This window comes from Companilactobacillus halodurans, from assembly GCF_009600995.1.
Classification (GTDB): domain Bacteria; phylum Bacillota; class Bacilli; order Lactobacillales; family Lactobacillaceae; genus Companilactobacillus; species Companilactobacillus halodurans.
Map to the genome: position 1 here is coordinate 62881 of NZ_VDFO01000006.1, position 9619 is coordinate 72499.

At 37.4% G+C, this 9619-nt stretch carries 15 protein-coding genes; all 15 read left to right on the top strand.

Annotation, left to right across the window (positions count from 1 at the left end):
* The first annotated feature begins 5 nt into the window (after positions 1–5).
* The 15 genes from rplO to rpsI all read left to right on the top strand — a co-directional run bounded on the left by rplO (position 6) and on the right by rpsI (position 9463).
* Positions 6–446, top strand: coding sequence for a 50S ribosomal protein L15 (gene rplO / locus FHL05_RS02475; protein WP_153386525.1), 441 nt, complete (start codon positions 6–8; stop codon positions 444–446).
* A complete protein-coding gene (secY, locus tag FHL05_RS02480) occupies positions 446–1741 on the top strand; it encodes a preprotein translocase subunit SecY (RefSeq protein ID WP_153386531.1) in 1296 nt (431 codons plus the stop codon). The genes rplO and secY overlap by 1 nt, the downstream gene beginning before the upstream one ends.
* Positions 1742–1755: 14 nt before the next feature.
* Positions 1756–2409 carry an adenylate kinase gene (locus tag FHL05_RS02485; protein ID WP_153386534.1) on the top strand — a complete coding sequence of 218 codons (654 nt, stop codon included), beginning with the start codon at positions 1756–1758 and terminating at the stop codon, positions 2407–2409.
* Positions 2410–2503: 94 nt separating this feature from the next.
* The gene (gene infA / locus FHL05_RS02490; RefSeq protein ID WP_010018544.1) at positions 2504–2722 is read left to right on the top strand and encodes a translation initiation factor IF-1; all 219 of its coding nucleotides are present in this window, start codon (positions 2504–2506) and stop codon (positions 2720–2722) included.
* A gap of 32 nt (positions 2723–2754) precedes the next feature.
* Complete coding sequence (rpmJ, locus tag FHL05_RS02495; RefSeq protein WP_010018546.1) at positions 2755–2871, top strand: 50S ribosomal protein L36; 117 nt, start codon at positions 2755–2757, stop codon at positions 2869–2871.
* A gap of 20 nt (positions 2872–2891) precedes the next feature.
* The gene (rpsM, locus tag FHL05_RS02500) at positions 2892–3257 is read left to right on the top strand and encodes a 30S ribosomal protein S13 (RefSeq protein WP_057881447.1); all 366 of its coding nucleotides are present in this window, start codon (positions 2892–2894) and stop codon (positions 3255–3257) included.
* A gap of 22 nt (positions 3258–3279) precedes the next feature.
* Positions 3280–3666, top strand: coding sequence for a 30S ribosomal protein S11 (rpsK, locus tag FHL05_RS02505; RefSeq protein ID WP_153386535.1), 387 nt, complete (start codon positions 3280–3282; stop codon positions 3664–3666).
* Between the two features lie 63 nt (positions 3667–3729).
* On the top strand, positions 3730–4668 hold the full coding sequence (locus FHL05_RS02510; RefSeq protein ID WP_153386536.1) for a DNA-directed RNA polymerase subunit alpha: 939 nt from the start codon (positions 3730–3732) through the stop codon (positions 4666–4668).
* 30 nt (positions 4669–4698) lie between these two features.
* Positions 4699–5079, top strand: coding sequence for a 50S ribosomal protein L17 (gene rplQ, locus FHL05_RS02515; RefSeq protein WP_010018551.1), 381 nt, complete (start codon positions 4699–4701; stop codon positions 5077–5079).
* A 196-nt stretch (positions 5080–5275) separates the two neighbouring features.
* Positions 5276–6109, top strand: a complete 834-nt coding sequence (locus FHL05_RS02520) for an energy-coupling factor transporter ATPase (RefSeq protein ID WP_153386537.1) — start codon at positions 5276–5278, stop codon at positions 6107–6109.
* Positions 6085–6939, top strand: a complete 855-nt coding sequence (locus FHL05_RS02525) for an energy-coupling factor ABC transporter ATP-binding protein (RefSeq protein WP_153386538.1) — start codon at positions 6085–6087, stop codon at positions 6937–6939. The genes FHL05_RS02520 and FHL05_RS02525 overlap by 25 nt, the downstream gene beginning before the upstream one ends.
* Entirely contained in the window at positions 6940–7737 is a 798-nt protein-coding gene (locus tag FHL05_RS02530) for an energy-coupling factor transporter transmembrane component T family protein (RefSeq protein WP_153521947.1), read from the top strand.
* Between the two features lie 3 nt (positions 7738–7740).
* The gene (truA, locus tag FHL05_RS02535; RefSeq protein WP_153386540.1) at positions 7741–8487 is read left to right on the top strand and encodes a tRNA pseudouridine(38-40) synthase TruA; all 747 of its coding nucleotides are present in this window, start codon (positions 7741–7743) and stop codon (positions 8485–8487) included.
* 126 nt (positions 8488–8613) lie between these two features.
* Positions 8614–9057: a 50S ribosomal protein L13 gene (rplM, locus tag FHL05_RS02540; RefSeq protein ID WP_162000175.1), complete on the top strand. Its 444-nt coding sequence runs from the start codon at positions 8614–8616 to the stop codon at positions 9055–9057.
* A gap of 13 nt (positions 9058–9070) precedes the next feature.
* Entirely contained in the window at positions 9071–9463 is a 393-nt protein-coding gene (gene rpsI, locus FHL05_RS02545) for a 30S ribosomal protein S9 (protein WP_025084437.1), read from the top strand.
* The last annotated feature ends 156 nt before the right edge of the window (positions 9464–9619 follow it).

Consider the following 9619-nt stretch of genomic DNA (forward strand, 5'->3'; position numbering starts at 1 on the left):
CAATAATGGAACTAAACGAACTTAAGCCAAGTGCAGGCTCAAGACATGCAAGAAAGCGTCTTGGTCGTGGTACTTCAAGTGGTACAGGTAAAACTGCTGGTCGTGGTCAAAAAGGTCAATTGGCTAGATCAGGTGGTAAGACACGTATTGGTTTTGAAGGTGGACAAATGCCTTTGTTCCGTCGTATGCCAAAACGTGGATTCAATAACATCAACCGTAAGGAATATGCTATTGTTAACCTAAGTGATTTAAGTAAATTTAATGATGGTGCTGAAGTAAATCTTGAAACATTGAAGGCAGCAGGTATTGTTAAAAAAGAAAATAATGGTGTAAAGTTGCTTGCTAACGGTGAGGTTAGCGCTAAGTTAACTGTTAAAGTTGCTAAGAGTTCAGCCGCAGCTACTAAAGCAATCGAAGCCGCTGGTGGCACTGTAGAGGTGATCTAATGCTTGGAACTATCAGAGATGCTCTAAAGGTAAAAGAAATCCGTAAAAAGATTCTATTTACCTTGATGTTACTTGTTATATATCGTTTGGGATCACAAATCACAGTGCCCGGTGTTAATGCCGCCGCTATGGATAAAGTCGGTTCAACAGGATTAGTTCCTTTATTGGATACTGTTACCGGTGGTGGTCTTTCGAACTACTCTATTTTCTCAATGGGTGTTTCACCATTCATTACGGCCCAAATCGTTATTCAACTTTTGCAAATGGACATTGTTCCTAAATTTGTTGAGTGGAGTAAACAAGGTGAAGTTGGTCGTAGAAAGTTAAATCAAGTAACGAGATATTTGACGATTGTTTTAGGTTTTGTTCAGTCTATCGGTATTACTGCCGGTTTTAACCAATTAAGTGGGTTAGGATTAGTTAAATCTCCTAACGCGAAAGCTTTCATTACTATCGGTATCATCTTAACTGGTGGTACGATGCTTCTTACTTGGATTGGTGAGCAGATTACTGATAAAGGTTTAGGTAATGGAGTTTCAGTAATTATCTTCGCTGGTATTGTTGCTAGATTCCCTAATGGAGTTGAACAAATTTACCGTGATTATATTACAAATTCTAGTTCAGCAGATCTTGCTAAAAATATTGGATTCTTAGTTGGTCTTGTAATCATCATCTTGATTGTTGTTCAATTCGTTACTTATGTTCAACAAGCAAGTAGAAGAATTCCAATTCAATATACAAGACGTGCTGCTGGTAGTGGTAGTGAGAGTTTTCTACCATTGAAGGTTAACGTTGCTGGTGTTATTCCTGTTATCTTCGCTAGTTCATTTATTGTTACGCCTCAAACAATTTTGATGGCATTCCAAGCAAATCACAGTGGAGATCAATGGTATCAAGTATTAACAGAAATATTCAGTATGCAGACTACGACAGGTTCAATTATTTATACATTGTTGATTGTATTATTTACATTCTTCTATGCATTTGTTCAAGTAAATCCTGAAAAGCTTGCAGAAAACCTACAGAAGCAAGGGGCTTATATCCCTGGTGTTTGGCCTGGTAATGAAACAATTAAATTCATGTCAGGTGTGTTAATGAGATTATCAACCGTCGGAGCTGCGTTCCTAGGTTTGGTTTCATTACTTCCATTATTAGCAGCTAACTTGTTCAATTTACCTCAATCCATCGGATTAGGTGGTACGAGTTTATTGATCATCGTTGGTGTTGCTTTGGAAATGGATCGTCAATTACGTGGTCTTTTGATGAAGCGTGAATACGTTGGATTTATTAGATAATTGGAGATGTGACAATGAATATTGTATTAATGGGATTACCTGGTGCTGGTAAAGGTACTCAAGCAGAAAAGATTGTTGAAGATTTTAAAGTTGTTCATATTTCGACAGGTGACATGTTTAGAGCAGCCATGGCTAACAAGACAGAAGTTGGTCTAAAGGCTAAAGGGTTCATCGATAAAGGTGAACTTGTGCCGGATGATGTTACTGAGGATATCGTTCAAGAACGTTTAGCTCAAGACGATGTTCAAAAAGACGGATATATGTTAGATGGATTTCCGAGAACTCTTGAACAGGCTAACGCTTTACAGACAATTGCAAAGAATGTAAACAAACCAATAGATGCTGTCATCTATATTGATGCAAAGCCTGAAACATTAGTTGATCGCTTATCTGGAAGATATATTTGTTCTAAATGTGGAGCAACTTATCATAAAATATACAATCCTACTAAGGTTGAAGGAACATGTGACGTCTGTGGCGGACATGATTTCTACCAACGTGAGGATGACAAACCAGAAACTGTAAAGAATAGATTGAAAGTTAATATTGAAATGAATACACCATTAATTGACTTTTATGACAAGTTGAACTTGCTTCATAAAATCAATGGTGAACAAGAAATAGATGAAGTTTATAACGAAGTTAAGAAAGTTTTACAAAGCTTGTAAAACTTTTTGCTTTGAATGTTTACATGTACGGAAAATTATTGTATAATTCGCCAGTATATGCAGAATAATTTCATCCCGATGGAGGTTAATATCTTTGGCAAAAGAAGATGTCATTGAAGTAGAAGGCACAATTTCAGAAACATTGCCCAATGCAATGTTTAAGGTAAAACTTGAAAACGGAGCTACAGTCTTAGCTCATGTGTCAGGTAAAATCCGTATGCACTATATCAGAATTTTACCCGGTGATAAGGTTACCGTGGAATTATCCCCTTATGATTTAACCAAGGGAAGAATTACATATAGATATAGATAATAAGTTTTTTAATGGAATGGAGGTTCCTCAATATGAAAGTAAGACCATCCGTTAAACCTATGTGCGAACACTGTAAGGTAATTAAGAGACGCGGTCGCGTCATGGTTATTTGCTCTGCAGATCCAAAGCACAAACAAAGACAAGGATAATTTAATAGGAGGTGCATATAATGGCTCGTATAGCAGGTGTAGATTTACCTCGTGATAAGAGAATCGTTATCGCCCTAACATACATTTTTGGTGTTGGCGAAACAACAGCTCAAAAAGTACTTAAAGATGCTGGCGTATCAGAAGACATTCGTACAAGAGACTTAACTCCTGATCAAGAAGAAAAAATTCGTGCAGAAGTTGATAAAGTTCGTGTCGAAGGTGACTTACGTCGTGAAGTAAGTATGAACATCAAGAGACTACAAGAAATTGGTTCATATCGTGGCATGAGACATCGCCGTGGTTTGCCAGTTCGTGGACAAAACACAAAGAACAATGCTAGAACTCGTAAAGGTAAGAAGACTAGTATTGCTGGTAAAAAGAAATAGAGATTAAGATAGGAGGTTAATCATGGCACAAAGTAAAGGTCGTAAGCGCCGTACTAAGAAGCATATTGAATCTGGTGTGGCTCATATCCACTCAACATTCAATAACACACTTGTTATGATCACTGATGTTAACGGTAATGCCGTTTCATGGTCATCAGCCGGTGCACTAGGATTCAAGGGTAGTCGTAAGTCAACACCATTTGCTGCACAAATGGCTGGAGAAGCAGCTGCTAAAGAATCAATGGAACATGGTATGAAATCAGTTGAAGTAGCTGTTAAGGGTCCAGGTTCAGGACGTGAAGCTGCAATCCGTTCACTACAAGCTACTGGTTTGGAAATCACTGCTATTCGTGATGTTACTCCAGTTCCTCACAATGGTTCTCGTCCTCCAAAGCGTCGTCGTGTATAGAATGGTTGTATACCCATATGAACTAAGCTACACACATTTCGTTTTGAAAGGGGAACTAACCGAATGATCGAATTTGAAAAGCCATCCATTACTTCTGTAGAAGAAAGTAGTAGTTATGGTAAATATATTATCGAACCGCTTGAAAGAGGTTATGGTACAACTTTAGGTAATTCATTGCGTAGAGTATTACTAGCATCACTACCTGGTACTGCGGTATCTGATATTCAAATAGACGGTGTATTGCATGAATTTTCAGCTATTGATGGCGTAATTGAAGACGTTACACAAATCGTGTTAAACGTTAAGAAATTGAAGCTTAAATCTTACGCCGAAGACAGTTTAAAGGCAGAGGTCGACATTGTTGGTCCAGCTACTGTTACAGCAAAAGACATCAAGGCTGATGATGACTTGGAAATCCTCGATCCAGAACAATTTATTTGTACTGTTGCTGAGGGTGGACACTTCCACATGCAAATGACAATTAAAAATGGTCGTGGATATACTCCTGCAGAACAAAATAAGACGGACGAAACACCAATTGGTGTTCTTCCAGTTGACTCAATTTTTACACCTGTAGAAAAAGTTAACTATCAAGTTGAAAACACTCGTGTGGGTAAGAGAAACGACTTCGACAAATTAACAATCGATATCTGGACAAATGGTTCAATTGGACCACGCGAAGCTATTAGTTTGTCAGCTAAGATTCTTACAGAACACCTAACAAGTTTTGTAAACCTTACTGAAGAAGCTAAGAGTGCTGACATGATGATTGAAAAAGAGGAAACTCAAAAAGAGAAGAAACTTGAAATGACTATTGAAGAACTTGACTTGTCAGTTCGTTCATATAATTGTTTGAAGCGTGCCGGTATTAATACTGTGCAAGAGCTTACTGAAAAATCCGAAGCAGATATGATGCGTGTTCGTAATCTTGGACGCAAATCACTTGTTGAGGTTAAAGAAAAGCTTGCTGATCTTGGATTGTCATTGAAGCAAGAAGACTAATACTATCAAATTCAAACAGGAGGTATAGACATGGGCTACCGCAAATTAGGACGTAACAGTTCACAAAGAAAAGCAATGTTGCGCGATTTAACTACTGATTTAATCATTAATGAACACATTGTTACAACTGAAACTCGTGCTAAAGAGATCAGTCGTACAACAGAAAAAATGATAACCTTAGGTAAACGCGGAGATTTGCATGCTCGTCGTCAAGCTGCTGCTTATGTTAGAAACGAAGTTGCTAACATTACAGAAGATGATGATGCAGTTATTGTTCAATCAGCTCTTCAAAAGTTATTCAGTGATATCGCACCACGTTACAAAGAACGTAATGGTGGATACACACGTATCTTGAAGACAACTCCACGTCGTGGAGACGCTGCACCAATGGTTGTTATTGAATTAGTTTAATAACAATGTTTTATTAATATTTAAAAAATCAGTCATTCTGATAAATTAGTGAGTGTTAAGATGATGGTTATTCTTAACCAAGTCTATCTCTGAGATCCTTGTAACAGGGGACACTAATTTGTCGAATGATTTTTTTTTACCCAAAATTCTATTTTTTAGTTATGATATACATAATATAGTTTTGAGGAGATAACTTTTGGAAAAAATCATTTCGATCAAAAACTTAAATTATATTTATCCCGATTCAAAACAACCCGCTATCAATGATGTAACTCTAGACATCTTTAAAAATGAGTGGGTTTCGATCGTTGGTAAAAATGGTAGCGGTAAATCTACTTTAACTAAACTTATCGATGGCTTAATTGAGGCTAACTCTGGTACGATTGCAATTGATGGGCAAATTATAGATGAAGATAACATTTGGGAAGCTCGAAAAAAAGTTGGTATCATTTTTCAAAATCCTGATCATCAATTTGTTGGTGCCACAGTGGAAGATGATGTGGCCTTTGGATTAGAAAATCAAGGTATGCCAAGAGATAGAATGGTCGAAGAAGTTGATAATGCTTTACGGCTAGTTAAAATGTCTGATTTTAAAAACCGTGATCCTCAGTCTCTATCGGGTGGACAAAAACAGCGAGTGGCTATTGCTGGAGTCTTAGCAACGAGACCTCAAATCGTTATTATGGACGAATCGACTAGTATGTTGGACCCAGATGGGCGTAAAACTGTTTTGAACCTAATCCAACAATTACGTCAACAACAAGATTTGACGATTATTTCGATTACTCATGACATCGAAGAGACACAATTGTCTCAAAGAATCGTGGTTTTAAAAAACGGAGCAGTCGTGAAAGATGGTAAACCGGCTGATATCTACAATCTAGGCTCTGATTTGGAAAAATACGGTCTTGAGGAGCCTTTTTCGAGTCAATTAGTATCAACGTTAAGAGACGATTTAAAATTGCCTGAGGGATACTTGAGTGAAGAGGAGTTAAAGCGACAATTATGGAAATTACATTCGAACATGTAACACATTCGTATAATGTTAATAGTCCTACCGCGAGTTTAGGCTTAGATGACGTTTCTTTAACAATCAATGATAAGTCATTTACAGCTATCGTTGGTCAGACCGGCAGCGGGAAGTCAACAATGGTCAAACATATCAATGCACTATTGAAGCCTACTTCTGGAAAACTCACAGTTGGAAATCGGGTCATAACATCAGAGACTAATAATAAAAACTTGAAACCTTTGCGTAAACAAGTCGGCATGGTTTTTCAATTTCCTGAGAATCAATTGTTTGAAGAAACGGTTGAAAAGGATATTATGTTTGGGCCGATGAATTTTGGCGACTCAGAAGAGCATGCTAAACAGGCAGCTAAAGAAATGATTAAATTGGTCGGCTTAGATGAATCATATTTGTCCAAGTCACCATTTGATTTGTCTGGCGGTCAGATGAGACGTGTCGCGATTGCTGGGGTTCTAGCTAGTAATCCTGAAACGATTATTTTGGATGAACCGACTGCAGGATTGGATCCAGTAGGCCGTAAAGAGATTATGGGACTGTTTAAGGACTTGCAACAACAAGGCAAGACAATTATCCTAATTACGCATAATATGGATGACGTGGCTAATTTTGCTGATGAGATGGCAGTTATCCACCGTGGAAAACTAATTGCAAGTGGACTTCCACAAGAAGTTTTCAACAAGTCAGAATTATTGAAAGATGACTTATTGTCTTTACCTAGAAGTGCCGAATTTGCGCGAGAATTATCGCAAAAAGGATTTCATTTTGATAAGTTACCAATTACAATTGATGAATTAGGAACTGAAATTAAACAACAGTTAAATGGTGGTTAAATGGATAAAATAATTTTAGGGAGATATTTACCAGGGGATTCGTTGATTTATCGATTGGATCCGCGGGGAAAATTTTTATTAACATTCTATTTCGTTGGAATCGTATTTTTAGCCAATAATGTAGCATCATATGCATTTTTATTAGCTTTTGTCCTCTTTGCAGTTTATTTATCAAAGATAAATTTTGGCTTCTTTTTAAAAGGACTACGGCCGATTTTTTGGTTGATTCTCTTTACGGTCATTTTGAAGCTATTCTTTACGCCAAGCGACAATCCAATTTGGCAATGGGGAATTTTAACATTTTCTAAAGAAGGCATGGTCATTGCAGGGTACATTTTCATCCGTTTTGTTTTGATTATCTTTATATCAACTTTATTGACGCTTACTACGACACCAATCGAGATTTCTGATTCAATCGAGAGCATTCTTAAACCCTTGAAAAAAATTAAATTTCCTGTAACTCAAGTAGCTTTAATGTTGTCGATTGCTCTAAGATTCGTGCCGCTTCTAGTTGATGAAACAACCAAAATTATGGATGCACAACGTGCTCGTGGCGTTGACTTTGGCGAGGGTGGTTTGATTAAAAGAATCAAATCATTCGTGCCAATATTGATTCCCTTGTTTGTCAGCAGTTTTTCTATTGCGTATGATTTAGCAATCGCTATGGAATCGCGTGGTTATCGAGATGGCGAAGGACGCAGCAAATACCGCGTTTTAAATTGGGCCAAACGAGACAATATCATGGTTGTTTTCATGATATGTTTAACAATTATTTTATTATTTTTACGGAGTTATTAATTTATGACAAGATACAAGCTGACCATTGCTTATGATGGGACTAAGTTTCATGGCTTTCAACGACAAAAAAAATTACGAACCGTTCAAGGCGTTTTGGAAAAAGCACTTTTTAAAATGACTAAAGGTCAACAAGTAAATGTTTTTGGATCAGGAAGAACTGATGCTGGAGTTCACGCTTTAGGGCAAGTGATTCATTTCGATTATCCGGGACAGATTCCGGCTGATAACATGTTAAAGGCAATCAATTCATTGATGCCATTAGATGTGCTGGTAAAAAAATCAGAAATTGTTGATGAGAATTTTCATGCACGCTATGGCGTTAAGAAAAAAACATATATGTATAAAGTCGATTGTGGATATTATACTGACCCCTTTAAAAGGTTTTACACAGGTCATTATCCGCACCACTTGTCTGTGGATAAGATTCAAGTGGCTTTAAAAGATTTAATTGGAGAACATGATTTTTCTAGCTTCGCTGCATCCGGTGGCGTGATTGAAAACAAAGTTAGGACTATCTATTCTGCAACAGCCGTGTATAATGAGAATAATAACGAATTAGTTTTCGAATTTACAGGCAATGGCTTCCTATATAATATGGTAAGAATCTTAGTGGCTACGTTGTTAGAAATTGGCAATGGACGCAGGGATGTTCATGATTTCTTGAGATTATTTGAAGTAAAAGATCGTCAAGAGGCTAGAGGAACTGCCCCAGCAAGTGGGCTATATTTAAAAGAAGTTTTTTATCAATAATCTGTGGATAATTATTGACTTGGAGTCAAAATCACAGTATTATTGTAACTGGTATTGTTTGCCCCACGATAAGCCCCGGAAACTTATTGAGTTGTCAAACAGACGTAGAAACTGGAGGAAATTAAAGTGCGTACAACACCATTAGCAAAAGCAAGTGAAGTTGAACGTAAATGGTATGTTATTGATGGTGAAGATGTTGTCTTAGGTAGACTTTCATCTGTTGTTGCTTCTATTCTCAGAGGTAAGAACAAGCCAACTTACACACCTAACGTTGATACAGGTGACAATGTGATTGTCATCAATGCAGATAAAGTTAGATTAACAGGTAAAAAAGCAAAGAATAAGATTTACTATTCTCATTCAGATCACCCAGGTGGGGTGAAGAGTATTAGTGCTGGCGAAAAACAAGCTACAAAGCCTGAAAGATTCGTTGAAGATTCTATTCGCGGTATGTTACCTAAGAACACTCTTGGTCGCCAAGAAATCAAGAAGTTGTATGTTTATGCAGGTTCTGATCACAAGCACCAAGCACAAAATCCAGAAAAATTGGATATCAACAAACTAATTTAAGGAGGAAAAGAATTTGGCACAAGTATCATACGCCGGAACAGGTCGTCGCAAGGATTCAGTTGCTCGTGTACGCTTAGTTCCTGGAAACGGAAAGATTACTATCAACAAACGTGATGTCAAAGATTACATTCCTTTTGACAATTTGATTGCTGATATGAAACAACCTCTAGACGTAACTGAAACAGCAGAAAGCTATGACGTTATTGCTAACGTTAATGGTGGAGGCTTCTCAGGACAAGCTGGAGCAATTAGACATGGTATTGCTAGAGCACTTCTTGATGTAGATCCTGATTTCAGACCTACACTTAAGTCAGCCGGCTTCTTAACACGTGACCCTCGTATGAAGGAACGTAAGAAACCAGGTTTGAAGAAAGCTCGTAAAGCATCACAATTCTCAAAACGTTAATATTTTATATTTTCGATTTGACGTTAAAAATCGGCTGTTCGTCAAATTAAGTTGATGGCAGTTTACATAAGCAGTTAGATCATAATTGGTCTAGCTGTTTTTTATTTGGCTGACGAGCTTGCTCGGAGCCAAAAAATTTGAAGATTGATACGCTTA